Origin of the sequence: Paraburkholderia strydomiana, from assembly GCF_046030495.1 — a bacterium.
Lineage (GTDB): Bacteria > Pseudomonadota > Gammaproteobacteria > Burkholderiales > Burkholderiaceae > Paraburkholderia > Paraburkholderia strydomiana_A.
This window is the reverse complement of record NZ_JAQQCJ010000016.1, coordinates 95885-116276: the sequence shown is the minus strand read 5'-3', so window position 1 is coordinate 116276 and position 20392 is coordinate 95885. Positions and strand designations below refer to the sequence as shown.

The following is a 20392-nucleotide window of genomic DNA, read 5'->3' as shown; positions in this document are numbered from 1 at the left end:
GAAGTCGCAAAAAAACCAACAGTGATTCGCCCAGACAAACACATGGGTTCGCGAAGTGTGAGGTTTTATGCGCCTCGCACGCCATACCTAGATCAGCGCGACATCTAGCGGTAGAACGTGGCGGATATCGCATTGATCGCGCGCACTTCACCCGCGGGTGTCGCGCATGTTGCATCAGCGTTAACCACGGAGCTGGATGCGTGCGCAACGATTCGTTCTTGCGACGCGAGTGATGTCAGAGGAATCAGCGGCACGATGACGGGGCGATGCGGCGCGAGGTGGAACCAGTCGCGCGCGGCACGATAGTGTGGGTCGATGATATGAACAAAGCGTGCAAAGCGTTTCGTTTCGATGACGAGCTGCCAGCCGTCGCCACTGCGCTGCGTGAACGCTGTCAGACCGAGGTCGTGACGCTCGCTTATGCGCCGCTCGGGCAGATGGAACGCCTCGCAAACGATTTCCTCGCTCGCCGCGTCGCGCAGTGTCGCCAGCGTGACATCATGTGCACGCGGGCCGAATCGGTAGGCGTGCGTAAAATCGAAGAACTGGCCGAGGCACGCGGCCGCGCCAAGACGTTGCGCGCTGCGCGGCGGCAACTCGACGGGGCAACTCGCTGACACGACCTTCACGCTGCCGTCGCGCAGGCAGACCAGATCCAGTCGTCCGCTAAACGTTTGCGCGCGCTCGTTGATCAGGTGAATATCGAGGCCGTTGAGCCCTTCGTCGGTCAGCGTGATCTGGATGGGTTGCAGGGTGTGCGCGAGGCCGTGTAGCGCGCTTTTGGGCCGCCCTGTGGCGTCGATCACACCCCAGCCGGCGCCCGCGCGCAGATCCTGCAATTGCCAGACCAATCCACCCGCGCAGGTCGAGTCCGCGCGTCGCCATTCGGCGAACACCTCGCTCATCACCTCCGCCACCACCGCGCGCGACAGATCCAGATAACGCTCGGGGTCTTCATAGCGCAGCTGCGCCGGCTCGACGCCGTACAGCGTGCGCAGATAGTGGTCGCGCACGTCGTCGAAATCCCAACCCGCGCCAGGATCGCGCGGCACGGCGGCCTTCCAGCGCGGATCGTGCGAATGGATCGTGCCGAGCGCGTCGTGCAAGGTCGCGTCGTCGGGTACGTTGGCGAAGGCGAGGCATTCGGCGGCGAAGCGCACCTGCGCGCGACGTGCGTCGTGAAGCGGGCGCTGGTACGCGCCTACCCCGTAGTAGTGCGTCACGCCTTCGTCGGTCGAAAACGGCCATGTTCCGCCCGCAGGCGAGTTGGGGACATACGGCACGTCCGGCCGTTCGCATGCGACGATCGTGGGTAACAGTTCCGTGAACACGGCTTGCGCGCGCATCGAAAGCGGCAGGCCGAACATGGCCGCCTGCTGGTCGGCTTCGCTGCCGCCGCACAATACGGCGAGCGCCGCGAAGCGTCGTGTGCGGGTCAGAAACTGCGTGGCTTCCCGTTCGATCGATGCGCGGAAGGCGGCATCGTTCGGGTAGTCGAAATTGGCCAGCGCGAAGTCTTGCCAGACGAGCAGGCCGTATTCGTCGGCGAGTGCGTAGAACGCGTCGGACTCGTACACCATCGTGCCGCCCACGCGCAGCATATTCATGCCGGCGGCGCGGGCCAGTTCGAACGTGTGACGCAGTTGCGCTTCAGTGCCGGCGAGCGTCACGAGGTCCGCGCTGGTCCAGCACGCGCCGCGGCAGAACACGGGCACGCCATTCACGCGGAGTGCGAAGCCCGTGCCGTCGGCGCCGCGTTCCACGTCGAGGCTGCGAAAGCCGATCGAGCCTAGAGAGTAAGAATTTGGCCGACCGTCATCGAGTTGCAACGTCAGAGGATATAAAGTCGGCTCGCCGTGCGTGTGCGGCCACCAGCGCTCGGCGTGCGGCACGCGCACGACGCCGGTCAACGTATAAGCGTCGCGCCATTGCAAAGACGAAATGGCAGTGCCGCATTTGAGCGTCGCGTCGCAAGTCGCGGCTTCGTGTGGATACGCGAAACGTAGCGTGAGCGAAACGAGCCCGTCTTCGCCATCGACGCGGCTCGTCAGGTCGATCGAGTCGAATGCGTGCGGCGCATCGCCCAGCAGGTCGACCGGACGCCAGGGACCGACCGCGTGAATCGACGGGCACCAGCCCGGCATATGGCCGAGCAGTGTGGTGCGCACGTTACGCAGCGTCGGCGGCGAGACGAGTCGCGGCCGCCAGCGCGCGCGCGGGCGTTTTGCGGCCAGCGCGGGTGTCAGGGCGCGAAAGCACAGCGCCAGTGTCGTGCTGCCATTCAGTTCGATGTCCAGATCATGTGCGACGAACATCGAGTCGGAATCGAGACGCTTCACGCCGTCGAGCCAGATTTCCGCGAGCGTGGCGAGGCCGTGCAGCCGCAAGCGGCGTTTGCCCATGCCGTTGAGCGTGATGCGATACCAGTGGTCGTCGAACGCGAGCGGCGGCGGGTGCGCGAGGTCGAGCAGACCCGCGGCCCGGCGTGCGCTTGCGACGGTGCCAGGCACCGGCGCTGCGAGCCAGCCATGCGCCGGCAACTGCGCAGGCGACCCGCACGCGCCCGCCGGCGTGCTGACGCACTGCCAGCCGGTGTCGAGCCGTTGCGGCCAGAGTGATGGCGTCGCCATCGGGTCCGGTGCGGCCATGCATGTGCCCGCATGCTCGGTTCGGTTAACCTGCGCGGCTTCATCGGCGGAGGCGGCGACGGTGGTGGTTGCGACTACATGCGCAATCGAACCATCGCCGCGTGCGTCATCGGCCGCCGGATCGTGCGTCAGTACATCCAAAGCGAACCCCCAAAAAACGCTATTCGGCGCGAGACGCGCGTGTCATCGCACCAGCGCGGCAAGCGGCGGCAACGTCGCTTCATAGGCGCTTTCGAGCATGTCGAAGCAGTCTTCGCACGCATCGCGCCGTCCGCGCGCGATGGCTCGCACGAGCCGGAACTGCATCACCATCGACTCCGACGCGATGCGCTGCGCCGCGGCCGGGATCGACGCGGGCATCTCGAAGCCTTGCCCGGACAGCCAGAGCAGATACTTCGACAGAAACTCGAAGTTCGCACCCAGTTGCCGCATCAGGTTGAACGAGTACGGATGGAAGAACGCCTCGCCGCGTTCGAGCAGCATGTCGAGATGCGCGGGAAACGCGGCACGCCACGACGAAATCGGATTGGCGAGCGGCCTTCGCTGCAGATGCGCGCACAGCAATTCCGCCGACGTCTCCGCGAGCGCGGCGCCTTCGAGCGCGGGCCGCGCCTGCTTGGCGAATTCCACATACGGAAACAGCAGATCGGGTTGCTGCGCGAATTGCGGGAGCTTGCGGAACACGCCGTCGTAGTCCTCGCCGTCGAGCAGGTGATAGCCGGTGTTGTGGAAATAGCCGAGGCGGCGCGCCGCGGGATCGATGAAGTCGATGCCCACCGTGGTCTTCGGATGCTCGCGGCGATACGACGTGGCGCGCGTGTTCGGCAGGTAATAGCCGTCCACTTCGACCAGCACCGTATGGCCTCGCGTGGTCTGCGCGAGCACGCGGGCTTCGAGCGAATCGTAGATGGCCAGTTCCTGCACCTGGGTGCCGTACAGCCGCTCGATATCGTCGAGCGGGAATTTGAAGAACGTGAACTGGTCGCCTTCGAAGTCCTGTGTGACGGTAAACGCGAACGCCGCGCGCGGGTCGAGCCCGAAGCCATGCAGCAACTCGATCCACAGATCGACGTAGCAGTTGGTCTCCTGCCACACGCGCTCGCCCTGATGCAGCGCGTGGGGTACGTGTTCGCGCAGGCGCATGCCGGATCCCGGCGCGGCGGCGCTGTCACGCGCGGACAGGTCGACGCGCCGGGGCATCGGCAAAGCGCTGGACGTGCTCATTGGCGTGGATGTCAGAGATGGGTTCATGCGCCGCCTCCGGTGTGTGCCGCGCTCGCCTGCAAGGTCCGCATGCCTTGCGCAACGCGCCCTTCGGTGTCGCCCCACAGCAGCGCGCGCACCTCGTCAGGCCAGCCGTTCACGTCGAGGCCATGATGACGGAACAGTGCGAGTGTGATGCGTTCCATGCCGAAGCCGACGCAGCCCGTATGCGCCACCGCGCCGTCTGCGCAGGCGATCTTCCAGATCGCGCCGAAATGCTCCATGTGATAGTTGAACGACAGGCAGGCAGTCTTGCCGCGCGGATCGGCGATGGGAATCAGCAGTTCGAACTTCAGTGCCTGGGCGCGCTGACTGTCGGCGACGATCTTGCCGCCGCGGCCGAAGAACGGGTCGTTGGCGAGATCCACTTCGACCGGCAGTTGCAGCATCGTCACCAGCAGCGAACCGCGATCGATCCACATCTGCCGGAACGCCATCACCTGGTCGGCGCTGCCGAGGCGCACGTATTCGCGCTGCCGGAACATCTGCATGCGGCCCGGATCGAGCGACGGTTCATGGCGGAAGCAGTACGACAGCACGTCGACCGTGCGGCCTTCGGCAGGCAGTGCTCCGCGCCGCGCCATCACCGGATAGATCGGATAGCAGGCGGCGGGCGTCAGCACCACGCGCGTGGGCTTTTGCTGCGCCATCCAGGCGTCGCTGCGCTCGCTGTCGCTGTCGCTATCGGTCAGCGCGTCGTCGAGCGCGCGCAGCAGGCGGCGGTGACCGAGGTCGTCGCCGCAGAACGAATGGATCGTGCCCGCGAGATTCGGGAAGCTCTTCAGATATTCGCTGTCTTCGAAGTCGGTGCGGCGCATTGCCGGTGGAAAGCGCAGCACTTCCGGCTGCTGGTCCGCGCCCAGGTGCGTGATCGCCACGTTCAGGCGATCCAGCACGTCTTCGAAAATCTGGCTGCGGCCGTACAGGCCGTTTTCGCCGGTATCGATCAGCAGGCCCGCGGCCAGCAGTTCGTCGCGAAAGTCCGGTGCGGTGCTCGCGTCCGCAGCCGCGGCCGCGGCGGTATCGGTCATCGTGTTCATTCAGGCTTTCCCCGGTGCGGCAGGACGCTGCGCGAGCAACAGACTCGCGGTGTTTTGCGCAATGCGGTCGTTGTTGATCATCAGCGGCGCGGAGTGCAGGTCGCGCAAGTGGCGTCCCACGCTGTACGGCGTGCCGTTCTTGTAGCCCGCCATGCCGCAGATCATCAGCACTTGCTGGACGACTTGCAGCGCGGTGGTCGAGATGCTGGTCTTCAGCGTGTTCATGTCGGACGCGAAGCCGAGCAGCGCCGCGAGTGGCGCATCGGCCTGCGGGCCGTCGTGCCGCGCCTGATGCGCGGCGCGTGCCGCTTCCAGCGCGACCGACAGGCGCGCCTGCATCATCTGCAGCAGGCCGACCGCTTCAGCCAGGCGCACGCCCGCCGGCGGAACCGAGCCCGGGGTCGCGCGTGCCTGGGCGCGGAAAAATGCCTTCGCGCGATTCACCGCGTCGATCGAGATGCCGGTCCAGACGGAGGCCCACAGCGTGTGCGAGACCGGCAGCATGGTCTGGTCGGCGATCTCGGCGAAGGGCGTCGCGAGGATCTGTTCGGCAACGCCCGTCGCGACCAGCCGGAAGCCCTCGCTGCAGGTGCCGCGCATGCCCAGCGCGTCCCAGCCGCCACGCTTTTCGAGTTGCGTGTCATCGCGCAACGCGACGATCAGCACCTGGTCGGCCGCGGCCGATTCCGCGGTGCGGCGCGCGGTAACGAGAATGCCGTCGGCGTGCGCGCCGTAGGAGATCGTCGGTGCGAGCTTTTCGATCCGGAACCGCGGGCCGTCGAGCTCGACCGAGCAGGCGCTCGTGCGCATGTTGCCGCCGATGGTTTCCTCGGACGTCGCCGACGCCAGCAGCCATTGATGCTCGACCAGTTGCGCGAGCAGGCGCCGATGCCACGCCGACTCGCCGCCATGCGCCTCGATGCACGCGACCTGGATCTGATGCATTGCATAGACCATCGCGGTCGACGCGCAGCCTTGCGCGAGCGTCTCGCAGATCGCGCCGATGTCCGCGAGCGACAATCCCGCGCCGCCGCACGCGGTCGGCACCATCGCGGACAGCAGGCGTTCGCGTTTGAGCGCGTCGAATGCTTCGCTGGGAAAGCGGGCGTCGCGGTCGACGGCGTCGGCGAATTGCGCAGCCACTGCGGCGCAGCGGTGCGCGGCCGCGCGCCAGCCGGGCTCGGCTTCGACCGTCGTCAACGTGACGGCCGCTTCAGCGCTGTCGTGCGCTGGCGTTGCGGCACTGGCCGCATCCGGCTGTGGGGCGCTCATGCTGCGGCCTTGCCCTGCTGCAACTCGGTGATCGCGGCGGCCATCGAATCGATGCTGGAGAAGAGCCGGCGTGTCAGCAGGCGGTCCGGGATTTCGATGTCGAATTCATCTTCGATGGCCAGCATCAGATGCACGGTCGCCAGCGACGACAAGCCTGCGGCATAGAGATCGGCGTCGTCCGCGAGACTGTCGACCGGCACGTCGAGACGGGCGGATTCGGAAATGATGCGTCGCAATGTAGTCTTCATGATGCGGTGCCCCCTTGGTGGTCCAACGGCCCTGAAAAGGTGTCGACGAAAAGCGCGTGAGACGTGTGCGCTTTCCGCGTTTATCTGCCCGGTCGACATCGTCGCCAGGCTCCGAAACGTATTTAAGGATTGAGAAAGCGGAGCGTCAGTGCGATGGCGCACGGAAGCACGAGTTTCGCGGACGTACCGTGTGACCATGACAACGAGCCGGCATGTCGAGCCAGGCCGTCGAGGGTGGTGAGCACCGTCACCCTCGTTGAACTTTCTGACCGGTGGGGAACGTGATGAACTGGAAGACGCTGGAATTCGATCAGCTTTCGGCCCGCGAGTTGTATCTGATCCTGCGGGCGCGCAGCGCGGTGTTCGTGGTCGAGCAATCGCATGTCTGCCTCGATGCGGACGGTCGGGATGAAAGTGCGCTGCACGTGTTCGCGGTGGAGGATATGGGAAGGCCGATGCCGATTCTTGCTTACGCACGTGTGCAACCCGGCGACGCGGAAGATCCGGAAATCACCATCGACAAGGTGCTGACGAGTCCGCTGCGGCGCGGCGACGGCACCGCGGAGCTGCTGCTCGACCGTGTGCTGGAAGCGATCGCCGAGCGTTGGCCCGGACACGCCGCGCGCGTGAGCGCGCCGCTCAACCTGCGCGGCTTCTATGAGCAATTCGGTTTTCGCAAGACGGAGGGGCCGTATCTCGAACATGGCGTGCCGTTCATCGGCCTCACGCGCCAGGTTCGCAGCAGTCAGCCGCGCTTTGGTGCGCGGCGCCGTGCACGTGACGGTGAATCGCTCGTCGACACATTCGAGCTGCTGTAACGGGGGCATTGCTTGATCACGAATCGGACCTGACCTGACATCGACGGGAATCGTTCATGAATCGTATCGTAGAACCAGGCAATTCATCCGCTCCAGGTGTGGGCGTCTCCGAAACACAAACGCGTTTTCCCGTGCAAGCGGCGATTCTCGCCGGTGGGTCAGGCACACGGCTTTGGCCGTTGTCGCGCGAACGCAATCCTAAGCAGCTGATCGATCTGATCGGCGACGAATCGCTGCTCGAAGCTACGCTGCGCCGCCTCGACGAGGCCTTCGTGGTGGCCGCGCACACCAGCACGCCGCTTTTCGAAGCGCTCGCGATGACCACACCGCTGGTGGTCTGCTGCGAGGAGCTGCACGTGCAAACGCGCGAGCGCCTCGAACACTGTGGCCGGCCGGTGCGCATGGTGCTCGAGCCCGTGCCACGCGATACCGCGCCCGCACTGACCGTCGCGGCGCTTGCCGCGCGTGCGGCAGCCGCCGCTGGCGACGATCCGATCATCGTCGCGCTGCCTGCGGACCATCTGATCGCCGATCACGCGGCGTTCGGCGTGGCGCTCGCCGAAGCGCTCACGCACGCGGCGCGCGGCGCGATCGTCACGCTCGGCGTGCCGCCGCGTTACGCGGCAACCGGGTACGGCTATATCCGCACGGGTATGGCGCTCGGCACGCACGGCGCGCGCGCGATCGAACGCTTCGTCGAGAAGCCCGATGCCGAAGAACTCGCCGAACGTTATGTGGCGTCCGGCGAGTACTGGTGGAACAGCGGCATGTTCGTGGTGCGCGCATCGGTGTGGCTGGCGGCCATCGAGCTGTGTGCCCCCGTGATCGCGGCGGCGTGCGCGCACGCATTCCAGCAGGCCACCGCCGACGGCGACGGCGCGTTGCATCTCGGGCGCGACGCGTTCGCCGCGTGTCCGTGCGATTCGATCGACTACGCGGTGATGGAGCGCGTCGCCACCGATGCGCGGCTTGTCGGCGTCGCGGTGCCGCTAGTGGCGGGATGGTCGGACGTGGGTGCGTGGGACTCGGTGTGGGACGCGTCGGCCAAGGATGGCGCGGGCAATGTCGCGCGCGGCCGTGTGATGTTCGACGGCTCGACCGACAGCTTCGCGCATTCGGAGGGGCGGCTCGTCGCGTGTGTCGGTGTGAGCGGCGTGGTGGTGGTCGAAACCGCCGATGCGGTGCTGGTCGCCGCGAAGGATCGCGTGCAGGACGTCAAGGCGATCGTCGGCCGCCTGAAGGCGCAGCGCAGCGCTGAAGCGCAGGAGCATCGCAAGGTCGGGCGGCCGTGGGGCTTTTATGATTCGCTCGACCGCGGCGAACGCTTCCAGGTGAAGCGCATCGTCGTCAAACCGGGGGGGCGCCTGTCGTTGCAGATGCATCATCATCGCGCCGAACACTGGATCGTCGTGCGCGGCACGGCGTTCATCACACGCGGCGAGGAACGCTTCCTGCTGACTGAGAACCAGTCGACGTACATTCCGCTCGGCGTCACGCACCGGCTCGAGAATCCGGGCAAGACATCGCTCGAAATGATCGAGGTGCAATCGGGCGGCTATCTCGGCGAGGACGACATCGTGCGCATCGACGATCAATACGGCGACGATCAGGCCGGCACGGAGTCGGGTAAGGGCGCTTCGCTTTGACGTGCACGGCGGGCGTGGGCAGGCGCGGCGGCGTCGTCGAATTCGCCGAGCGTGTGCCGCTGCCACTTGTCACCCGGACGTGGCCTTCGTTTGCGACTTGCGTGAGCGCTTGCGGTCACGTCAGCCGGCGTCCCCGGACCCGCGCGCATCTCATCTCTTCAACCCGCCGTGAGCTAACCGTGAGTTCTCCCAAATCAGACAATTCGCGCCGCTACGTGCGTATTCGCACTATGAACATTTCTCAACACAGGCACGCTTGAGGCGCAAGCTTATGGCCCATCGAAACGTTTTGCGTTACACGAACGAAACAATTCTTCAGAGGGATAACCCTGTCAGGAAGTGTCCCAACTGGCGCAGATGTTTTGAAGCTAGCAACGTATCGTCAAGAACTGCTGCACACACAAAAAACGATACGCCAGGGCCGCCCAATTCAACAGGCTACGCGGGGAGAACACCGCTTCGGGGAGAGTGCCATGGAACAGGCAAATAAAGATCGATCGCTGGTCAGCAAGGTGATGGACGGACTCGTCACCGGCATCGTCGAGGAGAAGTACGGCGCGATCCTGCCACCGCAGGATGTGCTGTCCAAAGAGTTCGACGTCAGCCGCACCGTCATGCGCGAGGCGCTGTCGATGCTGCTCGCGCGCGACATGCTGGACGTGCGGCCGAAAATCGGCACGCGCATCCGGCCGATGAGCGACTGGCGCATGATCGACGAGGACGTCGTGAACTGGCGTTTTCGCGCGAAGCCCGATCCGCTGTTTCTGCGTGACGTGATCGAGTTTCGCATCCTGATCGAACCGCGGGCGTCGGCGCAGGCGGCCGCGCGTGGCAGCGCCGCGGACATCGCGGGGATTCGCGAGGCGTTCGAGGCGTTTCGCGTGATCCGCCCGGGCGAGCCCGGCTATCAGGAAGCCGACGAGCTGTTCCATACCCGCATCGTGGTGGCGAGCGGCAATCAGTTCTTCAAGCAGATGGCGGCGATCGTGCGCGGCGCGCTATCGACGGTGAACCCGATCCTCACCGACAAGGACGGCCTGTGGGAAGGCGCGGTGAGTTCGCATCAGCGCGTGCTCGAAGCGATCGAGCGGCGCGATCCGAACGAAGCCGAAATTGCCTCACTGGCCTTGATCGACTTTACGGCCGGCGAAGTCGGCGGCAGATTTTCAGCGGAGCCGCCCACGCGCGTCTGAGCGCGGATACAGCGGCCTGGTTTTACTTCGAACTCTCCTGCGGAATACAGCGGATCACGGCAGACGCGATCCGATCTCTACGCGTCCACGTTCGGCATGCGCGACAATAGCGCCTTTCTGAACCGCATGGACTCGAAGAAACGATGACGATTGCAACGCAGGAAACGCCCTCGAACCGCGTGATTCGCTGGGGGATTGTCGGCGCGGGCCGGATTGCCCGGCGCTTCGCCCAGAGTCTCGCGCATGTGCCGCATGCGCAGATCGGCGCGCTGTGGTCGCGTCGCGCGGAACCGGCGCAGGCCTTTGCCGAAGAATTCGGCGGCAAGGCGTGCGTGAGTTTCGACGCGCTGCTCGCGAGCGGTATCGACGCGCTCTATATCGCCACCGTCCAGGACAGTCACGCCGACTATGCGATCGCCGCGCTGCAAGCCGGCCTGCACGTGTTGTGCGAAAAACCCGCCGCCATCAACCGGCCGCAACTCGAGCGCGTGCTCGATGCCGCGCGCGCCGCGCAACGGCTCTTCATGGAAGCGATGAAGCCGCCGTTCTACCCGCTCTATAGACAACTGCGCGAGCATCTCGCGGCCGAACCGATCGGCGACGTCGGGCTCGTGCGTGCGGGCTGTTCGGTGCCGGGTGTGCCGGATGATCATCCGTCGCTGTCGTTCGAGCATGCGGGCGGCGCGCTGCTCGACATCGGCATCTACGAAATGTTTCTCGCGGTGGACTGGCTCGGCGCGCCGCACGAAGTGCAAACGCTCGGACGGCTCGGCTCGACTGGCGTCGATACGTTCGCGAGTCTGAACAGCCGGCACGAGCGCGGCATCGCGCAGCTTTTCTGCGGGCTCGATCTGCATGGCAAGGGCGATGCGCTCCTGATGGCACCCAGCGGCCACGTGACGATTCACGAGCCGTGGTGGAATCCGTCGCGCGCGACGATCCGTTACGCCGACGGGCGCGTGGTCGAACTGGAGGCGCCGTTCGAAGGCGGCGGTCTGAACTACGAGACCGCGCACTTCTGCGAGCTGATCCGCGCAGGGTTGCTTGAGAGCCCGGTGATGCCGCATGCCAGATCGTTGCAGATGATCGCGATGGCCGATGCGGCACGTGCGACGCTGGGGCTGAAGTTCGCGGGGGAGTGAGCGTAGCGGGGCGGCGCCGAAGACGCGCCGCCGAGCGCTCCGGTGGTACGATGCCCGCGGACCCGCCGCTGCGCCACGCTGCGCGCGCGGACGCCGCTTTCGAATTCCTTCCACTGGAGCCTCGCCATGCGCATGCTCGGCAAACTGTGGCGCGACAGCAGGAGCCTCGTCGCGTTTCTCTTCCTGATGGTGCTGTTTCGCAGCGCCGTGGCTGACTGGAACGTCGTGCCGAGCGGCTCGATGCTGCCGACGATCCGCGTGGGTGACCGGATCTTCGTCGACAAGATGGCCTACGATCTGCGCGTGCCGCTCACGCATATCGCGCTCATGCATCTGCACGATCCGCAGCGCGGCGACATCGTCACGATCGATTCGTCGGCCGCGCACGAGTTGATGGTCAAGCGCCTGATCGGCTTGCCCGGCGACAGCGTCGCGATGCGTGAGAACGTGCTGTATGTGAACGGTGTGCGCGCCGATTACCAGCCGCTGAAACTCGCACCGCTGTCGGGCGACGCCGTGTCTCACGGCGATTATCTGACCGAGCGTTTCGACGGCGTCGCGCATACGGTGCGGCTCGCGCCCGACGCGCCGAGCCCGCGCGATTCGTTCGGTCCGGTCATCGTGCCGCCTGGCAAGTATCTGATGCTCGGCGACAATCGCGACGACAGCGCCGACTCGCGTTACTTCGGCTTTTTCCCGCGCACGGAACTGATGGGCCGCACGCGGCGCGTCGCGTTCTCGCTCGATCCGGAGCACTACTACGAGCCGCGCTTCGAGCGCTTCGGCGCACCGCTGGACGCGGCGTCACCGCTCGCCGGCCGGTAGACCGGGCCGGGCGAGCGAGAGCCGGGCGCTCAGTGGCGCGACGGCAGCGCAAGGCGCCGTTCGTACCAGCGCTGCGCCCATTCGAGCACCTGGCACAGCACCCAGTACACCGCGGCGGCGGCGAGATAGAGCGGCAGCGGTTGATAGGTCGACGCGATCATTTCCTGCGCGCTGCGCAGCAGTTCGGTCACGGTGATCACCGACACCAGCGAGGTGTCCTTGATCAGGCTGATCAGACTGTTCGACAGGCTCGGCACCGCAATGCGCAACGCTTGCGGTGCGATCACGTAGCGCAGCGTCTGGCGGCGCGAGAGTCCGAGGCTATACGCGGCCAGCCATTGGCCGCTGGGAATGCCGAGAATCGCGCCGCGCATGCTCTCCGACAGATACGCCGCCACGTTCGCCGACAGCGCGATCACGCCGGCCGGCGTCGGATCGAGCGAAATGCCGAAGCTCGGCAGGCCGTAGTAGATCACGAAGATCTGCACGAGCAGCGGCGTGCCGCGCATCACGCTCACGTAGATGCGCGCGATCCAGTTCAGCAGCCGGTTGTGGCTGATGCCCATCAACGCGAGCATGGCGCCGGCAATCAGGCCGAAGATCATCGACAGAACCGCGAACTTGACCGTCAGGACGGCGCCCTGTGCGAGCACAGGAAGCGATTGGACGAGCAGGGAGGTGGTGGACATGAGCGGTGGTCTGGTTGGCGCACAAAGCGCACATCATAAACTTTTGGCGGGCGATCAGGCGCGGCTGCGGTGGGGGATTTGAATGCGTGGGGCCGCGCGTATCGAGACAGACGCGGTGGCGCGACCGGGAACGCGGTCCTCCATACGTCTTCACTGTTGCGCTGCGCGGCTCGCTTCATGTGCTGCTTCATGCGCTGCTTCATGCGCTTCGAGGCGTCACACCACGCAGCAGTGTGCGGGCAATGCATCGGTCCAGCGGCGGCAACTCAGCGGCGATGCTGCCTCGCGCAGCACTCACGCACGGGCGCCATGCCGCAAAAACGCGAAGGGCGGCATCGCCGACGATGCCGCCCTTCGTTTTACACCGCGTGTCTTACTTGATCGGCTTGCTGACGTCGATACCGAACCACTTGTCCGAGATCTTCGCGAACGTGCCGTCCGCTTCGAGCTGGGTCATCGCGTCGGCGATCGCCTTGGCGAACTTCGGGTTGCCCTTCCTGAACGGAATGCCCGACGGATTGCCCGCGCCGACGTTCGCGCCGGTACGCAGCGGCAACTGCGAGTTCTTCAGCAGGTACGCCAGCATCAGACGGTCGTTGAGCGCCGCATCCAGCCGGCCGGCGGCCAGATCGCGCAGATACTCGGGCGCGCCCGGATACGTCTTCACGTCGATACCCGGCACCGCCTTCGCCATGTCCATGTAGTTCGTGCCCAATCCGACGCCGAGCTTTTTGCCCTTCAGGTCTTCGAGCGTTTTGAACTCGCGCGTGTCGTCTTTACGCTGGATCAGCTGCGCGGCCGAGTACGTGTAAGCCGGCGAGAAGTCGAGAGCCTGCTTGCGCGCGTCGGTGATGCCGACCTGGTTGACGATCACGTCGAACTTGCCCGCCTGCAGGCCGGCGATGATGCCGCTCCATTCGGTCGTGACGAATTCCGGCTTCACGCCGAGTTTCGCGGCGACCGCCTTGGCGATGTCGACGTCGTAGCCGACCAGTTCTCCCGACGGCGCTTTCGAGTTGAACGGGGGGAAGGTGCCTTCCAGGCCGATGCGCAGCGTGCCGCGCTGCTTGACCTGATCGAGCAGGTCTTCCGCGTGCGCGGCGACGGCGGTGAACGACGCGCCGATCAGACCGGCGACCAGCAGCTTTTTCAGCAGGCCAAATTTCATTGTGTTCCTTTTTGTACGTCTGGCGTTTTAACGGACGAGAGCTTAACTAAAAGGCTATCGAAACCAAAATATCGTTTGTTTATGTCTATATTACTGGCGCGGCCGAAGGCTGAGGCCGGCTCGGGGCAACGGCCGCCGCGCGTTCGCGGCGGGCGGGTAACCGCAGGTGGCTCAGTGCAGCGCCTGCGCGCATTCTGCCACTAGCGCGGGTCCGCGATAGATGAAGCCGGTATAGAGCTGCACCAGCGACGCGCCGGCCGCCAGCTTCGCGCGTGCATCCTCGCCCGAGAAAATCCCGCCGACGCCGATGATCGGCACCGTCTCGCCGACTTCGGCGCGCAGCTTGCGGATCACTTCGTTCGACGCGTCGAACACCGGCTTGCCCGACAGGCCGCCGGCTTCGTCGCCGTATTGCATGCCGGCGACGGCGGTGCGCGAGAGCGTCGTGTTGGTCGCGATCACGCCTTCGAAGCGGTGGCGCAGGAGGGTGTCGGCAATCGATTTGACCTGTTCGTCGTCGAGGTCCGGCGCGATCTTCAGCGCGAGCGGCACCAGTTTGCCGTGCATGTCGGCGAGGCGCTGCTGTTTGTCCTTGAGCGCCGCGAGCAGGGCGTCGAGTTCGCCCGCGCCTTGCAACTGGCGCAGATTTTTCGTATTCGGCGACGAGATGTTGACCGTCACGTAGCTCGCGAACGGGTACACGCGCTCGAGGCAGTACAGGTAGTCGTCGGCGGCGCGCTCGATCGGCGTGTCGGCGTTCTTGCCGATGTTCAGCCCGAGAATGCCGCGATAGCGCGCGGCCTGCACGTTCTTCACGAACTGGTCGACACCCGCGTTGTTAAAGCCCATCCGGTTGATGACCGCGTTTGCCTCTGGCAGACGGAACATGCGCGGGCGCGGGTTGCCCGGCTGCGCGCGCGGCGTCACGGTGCCCACTTCGATGAAGCCGAAGCCGAGCGCGGCCAGTCCGTCGATGCACGCGCCGTCCTTGTCGAGACCCGCCGCGAGCCCGACCGGATTGCGGAACGTGAGCCCCATCACGGTACGCGGCGCGTCCGGCACATGCGGCGCGAGCGCGCGGGCAAGGCCGGTGCGGCCGGCGGCGCCGAGCATGCGCAAAGTCAGGTGGTGAGCGTCTTCCGCGTCCATGCGAAAGAGTTGGGCGCGAACAAGCGGGTAGAGGGAACTGAACACGGGACGAAGCCGGGCGGCCGGAAAATGAGAACCCGCCATTTTACCGGGTTTGCGTTTTAATGAGACCGATTGACGAAATCGGCGCCGCCGGTGCACGACTCCAGCGTGGAATCAGCAACGAGGCGAGCGGTGCGTTGCGTTATGGCCTGAGCGGTCCGCGCTTGCCGTGAATCGCCGGATCGACCGGCGGCAGATCGATGCTCGCGGGATCGAGCACGCGCCACGCGCCGTCGATCAACCCTTCGAGCGGGCGGAAATTCGCCTTGTACGCCATCTTCGGGCTCTCGCGGATCCAGTAGCCGAGGTACACATACGGCAGCTTCAGGCTGCGCGCCTGTTCGATCTGCCAGTAGATGTTGTAGGTGCCGAAGCTGGTTTGCGTGAGCCCCGGCTCGAAGAAGGTGTACACGGACGAGAGCCCGTCGCCGAGAATGTCGATCATGCTGATCATGCGCAGGATGCCGGGCGCGTCCGGCCGATCCGGCAGCGGCTCGCGGAATTCGACGAGGCGCGAATTGATCCGGCTCTGCAACAGGAACTGCTCGTACTGGTCGCGGCTGTCGCGGTCCATGCCGCCGCCCGCATGCCGTGCCGACTGGTAGCGCATGTAGAGCGCGTAGTGTTCTTCGTCGTAATGGAGCGGCGCGACAGTGGCGACCATCTCGCCGTGCTTCTTCCACACGCGCCGCTGCGTGCGGTTCGGCTCGAACTGCTCGACCGGCACGCGCACCGGCACGCAGGCGCGGCAGCCGTCGCAATACGGCCGGTACGTGAAGACGCCCGAGCGCCGGAAGCCCGCCTTGACGAGGTCGGTATAGACGTCGGAGTTGATCAGGTGACTGGGTGTGGCGACTTGCGAGCGCGCGATGCGGCCATCCAGATAACTGCAGGGATAGGGCGCCGTTGCATAAAACTGCAGCGCTGAAAGCGGAGAAAGAGGCAGCTCGTTGGGATGAGTCACGTTGGCAGCTCGCGAAGCGTCTCTGGTAATGCGAACCCGGCGCCCTGCAGTTTTGTCACCCGCAGCTCGGTGGACGGCGGGTCCGGATTCGGCCTGATTCTTCCTTCCTACGCCGCCCGCGTGACGATCTCGAGCAACGCGGTCTTGTCGAAGCGCCAGGGAATGGGCGCTGCGTCGACAGACGCGCGAACGTGCGCGACGAACGCCTTGCGCGCTATCTCGCGACCGCCCAGCGATGCCAGATGCGACGTGTTCTGCTGGCAGTCTATCATTTCTATTTCGTGACGGCGCAAGTGGCCGACCAGCGCGGCCAGCGCGATTTTCGACGCGTCGGTGACCTCCGCGAACATCGATTCGCCGAAGAACATCTTGCCGAACGACACGCCATACAGACCGCCCACGCGCTTGCCTTCGAACCAGCTTTCGATGCTGTGCGCATCGCCCACCCGATGCAGCGACGAATACGCTTCGACCACGTCGGCGGTGATCCATGTGCCGCGCTGTCCGCGTCGCGGCGCGTGCGCGCAGGCGCGCATCACGGCGGCGAAATCATCGTCGACGCGGATTTCCCACGCGTCGTCGCGCAGCACGCGCCTGAGCGTCTTGCGCAGCGAGGGCGACAGTTTGAATTCGGCGGGACGCAGGATCATGCGCGGGTCGGGGCTCCACCACAACACCGGCTGGCCATCCGAATACCACGGGAAGATGCCGCGCCGATAAGCGTCGATCAACCGCGACGGCAACAGATCGCCGCTCGCCGCGAGCAGGCCGGGCGCACCGCTCGTCGCGCCCAGTGCGCGCTCGACGGACGGGAACGGATCGTCAGCTCCGAGCCAGGGAACCATGCGCGCCGCTCAACCTTCGCGCAGCGAGCGGAAGATGTCGCCCGTGTGCAGGCCAAAGCTGCCGGTGGCGCGGTCGGCGAAAAAGAACCGCAGCGTCTGGCCGACGGTGGGGAAGGCGATCTCGTCCCACGGGATCTCGTGTTCCTCGAAGAGCCTGACTTCGAGACTTTCCTCGCCGGCGGCGATATCGAGATCGAGCAGGCGCGCCATGTAGAACAGATGCACCTGATGCACGTGCGGCACGTTCAGCAGGGAGAACAGGCTTTGCACTTCGACACGCGCGCCGGCTTCTTCCTGTGTTTCGCGCGACGCCGCCTCGGCAGTCGTTTCACCCATCTCCATGAAGCCTGCGGGCAGCGTCCAGTAGCCGTAGCGCGGTTCGATCGCGCGGCGGCACAGCAGCACCTTGTCGTCCCAGACCGGGACGGTGCCGACCACGTTGCGCGGATTCTGGTAATGCACCGTGCCGCAACTGACACAGACGAAGCGCTCGCGGTTATCGCCCGGCGGGATGCTCAGACTGACGCCGTGGCCGCAGACAGAACAGAATTTCATAGGAAGGGGACGAGAAGGAGTGATGGGAGTTTATCACTGGGGCGGCGGTTTAATTGGGACGAAGGCTTGTGGCGATGCGGGCGTCGGAATGGCCGGTGCAGCCTGCACCTTTTCGCTTCGGAGTCCAGATGGACAGGCGCGTGACGAGATGGCCATGGTCGCTGGGACGAGTGCCGTGTGGAAATTTGATGCGTAGCGCGTGGAGGATCTGAAGCAGATCGCGCAAAGAGACAGGCGAGGGGAACGTGCGGGACGCGCAGCGCAGAACCCGGCGACAGCACAAAACAAAAAAGGCCTGCCGGTTGGGCAAGCCTTCAATGTTTTTTCGACGTTTCCAACCGATTGATGCTCTTGGTTGCGGGGGTAGGATTTGAACCTACGACCTTCGGGTTATGAGCCCGACGAGCTGCCAGACTGCTCCACCCCGCGTCCGTCGAAGAAAAGATTATAAGGCAAAGCTTACGCTAGTGCAACAGCTATTTAAGAATCGCCTTCGCTTCGCGCATGGCGTGCCGCCGGGTACCGCACGATATGCCGCTTGCGCGGATCCGAAGTCGCGGCACGCATCGGTCACGTCGCATGCCGCAAAGCCCGTCACGAACGCTGCGCTAGAATCAGGTTCTCTTTGCGCGGCTTGCCAGGCGTTCGCGCCGGACCACGAACGACGGCGAGCGCCTCAACTCCTACCTTGCTCTGAACCCCATGGATATCGCTCACGATCTGCAGGTGATTGCCGCTCAGGAACACGCCCTTGTGTTCCCTCAATTCGATGCCGACCGCGCCTGGCAAATCGGCGCCTATCTGCACGAGGTTGCGAAGGCGCGCGGCATCGCCGCCGCGATCGACGTGCGCACCTTCGGTCAGCCGCTGTTCTTCAGCCTGCTCGGCGGCGCGACGCCGGACAACGTGGATTGGGCGCGCCGCAAGGGCAATACGGTCGCGCATTTTCGCCGCAGCTCGTATGCGATCGGTCTGAAGATGCAACTGGCGGGCAGCACGCTCGCCGACAAGCACGGCTTGCCGAACACGGAATACGCCTCGCACGGCGGCGCGTTTCCGTTGACCGTGGCGGGCGCGGGCGTGATCGGTTCGATCACCGTGTCCGGCCTGCCGCAGCGTGCCGACCACGAACTGGTGGTGGAGGCGCTCTGCGCGCATCTCAGCCACGATTACAGCAAGCTGGCGCTTGCCAAGGTCTGATGCAATGCGGGTGCCTCCCTATGCATTGCTGGGCATCGCGATCGTCGCCGAAGTGGTGGCGACTTCCGCGATGCGAGCCTCGGAAGGCTTCTCGCGGCTGTTGCCGTCGGCGATCGTCGTGCTCGGCTATGGCGTGGCGTTCTATTGCCTGTCGCTGACGCTCCGCAGCATTCCGGTCGGCATCGTCTACGCGGTGTGGTCGGGCGCGGGTATCGTGCTGATTACGCTGGTCGCGCTGGTGCTGTATCGCCAGGTGCCCGACGTGCCGGCGATCATCGGGCTCGGGCTGATCGTTGCCGGCGTCGCGGTGTTGAACATCTTCTCGAAGATGCAGGCGCATTGATACGGCCAAGCGGCGCCGCGTTCGCGGGTGATGGGGATCTCGTTCGCCGCATTGCAATGGTCGAAGTCGAGCGTGACGTCGGCGCCCGGGCGTTCAATGGCGCCCGACGTTGTGGATGGCGCTTACTTGCAGCGCACTATCATCGAGCGGTTTTTCACGTTGGCCGATACGACGTTGGTGACGCTGCCGCCCGCGGTGCCGCCTTCGTCGTTATCTTTCGACACGATCTCGTAGCCGGTGGCGCCGCATGCGTTGCCGGCCTGCACGTAGCAGGAGGCCCAGCTGGAAGCGGCGTCGGCGCCGCTGCAATTCACCGCGAAACCGGTCTGGCCGTTCGGCAGGTTGATCAACGAGGTCGTGTTCGACGATGCGCAACCGGCGAGGCCCGCGCCCAGCAGCACGGCGGCGGGCAGGGCGGCCGACAGCGCAGCCCGGCGGACCAGCGCGAGCGCGGTAGTGGATCGGAAGCGGCCGGCGCGGCACGATTGAGTCCGCAGTTGCGTCAAAAAATGCATCGTGATGATTTCCTTTCTGGTGTTCGGGTGGTTCGTGGGCTTGCTGTCGCCACGCGACGTGCGCGCCGACGGCTAGGGCGTCTCGATCGTGATGCCCGCCGCGCCGACCAGCCGGCGGCTTTCAGTGCCGCTTTCGGTGGCCGCGTCTTCCCAGATGCTGATGGCTTTCGGAATGTCGATGTCATGGCTTTCGGCATACGCAAACCACTTGTTCGCCGCATCCGGTTCGGGCAGTTCCTGGTTCTTTAGAAAATATTTTCCCATATTGCGCTCGTCGCCCTCGAAATCGCGTCCTGCAACAGCACGGATCGTGCCGATGTCGAAGTTCGACCCGCCCGGGTCGAACAAGTGCAATGCGCAGCCGGGCCGATACGCATCCGGTAGAACTTATCGGTGCGCGAGGCGCCTTACTTACTGGCTGTTTGCCAGAAGCGCATGCGTGCGACGGGATCTGCGCGGACCTGCGGCGAAACGCAGGCCGACGCGCCGCGCGCGGCGTTCTCCATCAATCGCAACGAGGAGGAAGACTATGGCTGAACGGGTCAGCGGACCTTATCGCGGCTATTACATCAGCGCCGCCGCGCGCTTCGTGCCGGCCACCGATACGCCGGAAGCGGGCGGCACCTATGTCGGCTCGGTGAGTCTCGCCGAACACGGTCCGGACGATCCGCACCGGATGGAAACGCTGCTGGATCTCGGCGGCGAGCAACGCTTCGGCAGCGAGGCGGACGCGCTGGTTTTCGTCGAGCAGGCGGCGCGCGATTATGTCGACCGTCTGTTGGGTGGGCACTGATGGCGGCACGGGATACGGGAAAACTCGCCACCTC

The 20392-nt window shown here is 65.3% G+C and carries 21 protein-coding genes and 1 tRNA gene; 8 read left to right on the top strand and 14 right to left on the bottom strand.

Annotated features, from left to right (window positions below):
* Positions 1-104: 104 nt before the first annotated feature.
* The 5 genes from PQQ53_RS21740 to PQQ53_RS21720 all read right to left on the bottom strand — a co-directional run bounded on the left by PQQ53_RS21740 (position 105) and on the right by PQQ53_RS21720 (position 6471).
* Positions 105-2648 carry a glycosyl hydrolase 2 galactose-binding domain-containing protein gene (locus PQQ53_RS21740; RefSeq protein ID WP_408143233.1) on the bottom strand — a complete coding sequence of 848 codons (2544 nt, stop codon included), beginning with the start codon at positions 2646-2648 and terminating at the stop codon, positions 105-107.
* A 183-nt stretch (positions 2649-2831) separates the two neighbouring features.
* The gene (locus PQQ53_RS21735; protein WP_408326068.1) at positions 2832-3899 is read right to left on the bottom strand and encodes a DUF1839 family protein; all 1068 of its coding nucleotides are present in this window, start codon (positions 3897-3899) and stop codon (positions 2832-2834) included.
* On the bottom strand, positions 3896-4951 hold the full coding sequence (locus PQQ53_RS21730) for an amino acid--[acyl-carrier-protein] ligase (RefSeq protein ID WP_408157763.1): 1056 nt from the start codon (positions 4949-4951) through the stop codon (positions 3896-3898). Before PQQ53_RS21730 ends, PQQ53_RS21735 begins: the two co-directional genes overlap by 4 nt.
* The gene (locus PQQ53_RS21725) at positions 4952-6223 is read right to left on the bottom strand and encodes an acyl-CoA dehydrogenase family protein (protein ID WP_408157761.1); all 1272 of its coding nucleotides are present in this window, start codon (positions 6221-6223) and stop codon (positions 4952-4954) included.
* On the bottom strand, positions 6220-6471 hold the full coding sequence (locus PQQ53_RS21720) for an acyl carrier protein (RefSeq protein ID WP_408143033.1): 252 nt from the start codon (positions 6469-6471) through the stop codon (positions 6220-6222). Before PQQ53_RS21720 ends, PQQ53_RS21725 begins: the two co-directional genes overlap by 4 nt.
* A gap of 284 nt (positions 6472-6755) precedes the next feature.
* Between PQQ53_RS21720 and PQQ53_RS21715 the strand changes: the two genes are divergently transcribed.
* The 5 genes from PQQ53_RS21715 (at position 6756) to lepB (ending at position 12095) form a co-directional block, all read left to right on the top strand.
* Entirely contained in the window at positions 6756-7289 is a 534-nt protein-coding gene (locus PQQ53_RS21715) for a GNAT family N-acetyltransferase (RefSeq protein WP_408143035.1), read from the top strand.
* A gap of 56 nt (positions 7290-7345) precedes the next feature.
* A complete protein-coding gene (locus tag PQQ53_RS21710) occupies positions 7346-8935 on the top strand; it encodes a mannose-1-phosphate guanylyltransferase/mannose-6-phosphate isomerase (protein ID WP_408326066.1) in 1590 nt (529 codons plus the stop codon).
* A 473-nt stretch (positions 8936-9408) separates the two neighbouring features.
* Positions 9409-10128: a FadR/GntR family transcriptional regulator gene (locus tag PQQ53_RS21705; RefSeq protein ID WP_408143038.1), complete on the top strand. Its 720-nt coding sequence runs from the start codon at positions 9409-9411 to the stop codon at positions 10126-10128.
* Between the two features lie 143 nt (positions 10129-10271).
* Positions 10272-11270 carry a Gfo/Idh/MocA family protein gene (locus tag PQQ53_RS21700; RefSeq protein ID WP_408143040.1) on the top strand — a complete coding sequence of 333 codons (999 nt, stop codon included), beginning with the start codon at positions 10272-10274 and terminating at the stop codon, positions 11268-11270.
* A 126-nt stretch (positions 11271-11396) separates the two neighbouring features.
* Entirely contained in the window at positions 11397-12095 is a 699-nt protein-coding gene (lepB, locus tag PQQ53_RS21695; protein WP_408326063.1) for a signal peptidase I, read from the top strand.
* Positions 12096-12124: 29 nt separating this feature from the next.
* Here lepB and PQQ53_RS21690 read toward each other — a convergent pair whose 3' ends face one another.
* The 7 genes from PQQ53_RS21690 to PQQ53_RS21660 form a co-directional block, all read right to left on the bottom strand.
* Positions 12125-12784, bottom strand: coding sequence for an amino acid ABC transporter permease (locus tag PQQ53_RS21690; RefSeq protein WP_408143043.1), 660 nt, complete (start codon positions 12782-12784; stop codon positions 12125-12127).
* Positions 12785-13157: 373 nt separating this feature from the next.
* Positions 13158-13952: a cystine ABC transporter substrate-binding protein gene (locus PQQ53_RS21685; RefSeq protein WP_408143045.1), complete on the bottom strand. Its 795-nt coding sequence runs from the start codon at positions 13950-13952 to the stop codon at positions 13158-13160.
* Between the two features lie 171 nt (positions 13953-14123).
* Positions 14124-15185 carry a quinone-dependent dihydroorotate dehydrogenase gene (locus PQQ53_RS21680; protein ID WP_408326060.1) on the bottom strand — a complete coding sequence of 354 codons (1062 nt, stop codon included), beginning with the start codon at positions 15183-15185 and terminating at the stop codon, positions 14124-14126.
* Positions 15186-15285: 100 nt separating this feature from the next.
* Positions 15286-16107, bottom strand: coding sequence for an arginyltransferase (locus tag PQQ53_RS21675; protein ID WP_408143049.1), 822 nt, complete (start codon positions 16105-16107; stop codon positions 15286-15288).
* 107 nt (positions 16108-16214) lie between these two features.
* Positions 16215-16952 (bottom strand): leucyl/phenylalanyl-tRNA--protein transferase, encoded by a 738-nt coding sequence (gene aat / locus PQQ53_RS21670; RefSeq protein WP_408143051.1) that lies wholly within the window; start codon positions 16950-16952, stop codon positions 16215-16217.
* A 9-nt stretch (positions 16953-16961) separates the two neighbouring features.
* Positions 16962-17507, bottom strand: a complete 546-nt coding sequence (locus tag PQQ53_RS21665) for an NUDIX hydrolase (RefSeq protein WP_408143053.1) — start codon at positions 17505-17507, stop codon at positions 16962-16964.
* 352 nt (positions 17508-17859) lie between these two features.
* Positions 17860-17936 (bottom strand) — tRNA-Met (locus PQQ53_RS21660).
* Positions 17937-18209: 273 nt separating this feature from the next.
* Here PQQ53_RS21660 and PQQ53_RS21655 point away from each other — a divergent pair.
* Together PQQ53_RS21655 and PQQ53_RS21650 are read left to right on the top strand one after the other, a co-directional pair.
* Positions 18210-18707 (top strand): heme-degrading domain-containing protein, encoded by a 498-nt coding sequence (locus PQQ53_RS21655; protein WP_408143055.1) that lies wholly within the window; start codon positions 18210-18212, stop codon positions 18705-18707.
* Positions 18708-18717: 10 nt separating this feature from the next.
* On the top strand, positions 18718-19050 hold the full coding sequence (locus PQQ53_RS21650; protein WP_408143235.1) for a DMT family transporter: 333 nt from the start codon (positions 18718-18720) through the stop codon (positions 19048-19050).
* 122 nt (positions 19051-19172) lie between these two features.
* On the opposite strand, the gene PQQ53_RS21645 is transcribed toward PQQ53_RS21650, so the two are convergent.
* Both PQQ53_RS21645 and PQQ53_RS21640 read right to left on the bottom strand, forming a co-directional pair.
* Entirely contained in the window at positions 19173-19565 is a 393-nt protein-coding gene (locus tag PQQ53_RS21645; protein ID WP_408143057.1) for a hypothetical protein, read from the bottom strand.
* A gap of 72 nt (positions 19566-19637) precedes the next feature.
* Positions 19638-19829 (bottom strand): hypothetical protein, encoded by a 192-nt coding sequence (locus PQQ53_RS21640; protein ID WP_408143059.1) that lies wholly within the window; start codon positions 19827-19829, stop codon positions 19638-19640.
* 265 nt (positions 19830-20094) lie between these two features.
* On the opposite strand from PQQ53_RS21640, the gene PQQ53_RS21635 reads away from it, so the two are divergent.
* A complete protein-coding gene (locus PQQ53_RS21635) occupies positions 20095-20358 on the top strand; it encodes a hypothetical protein (RefSeq protein WP_408143061.1) in 264 nt (87 codons plus the stop codon).
* Positions 20359-20392: the final 34 nt, after the last annotated feature.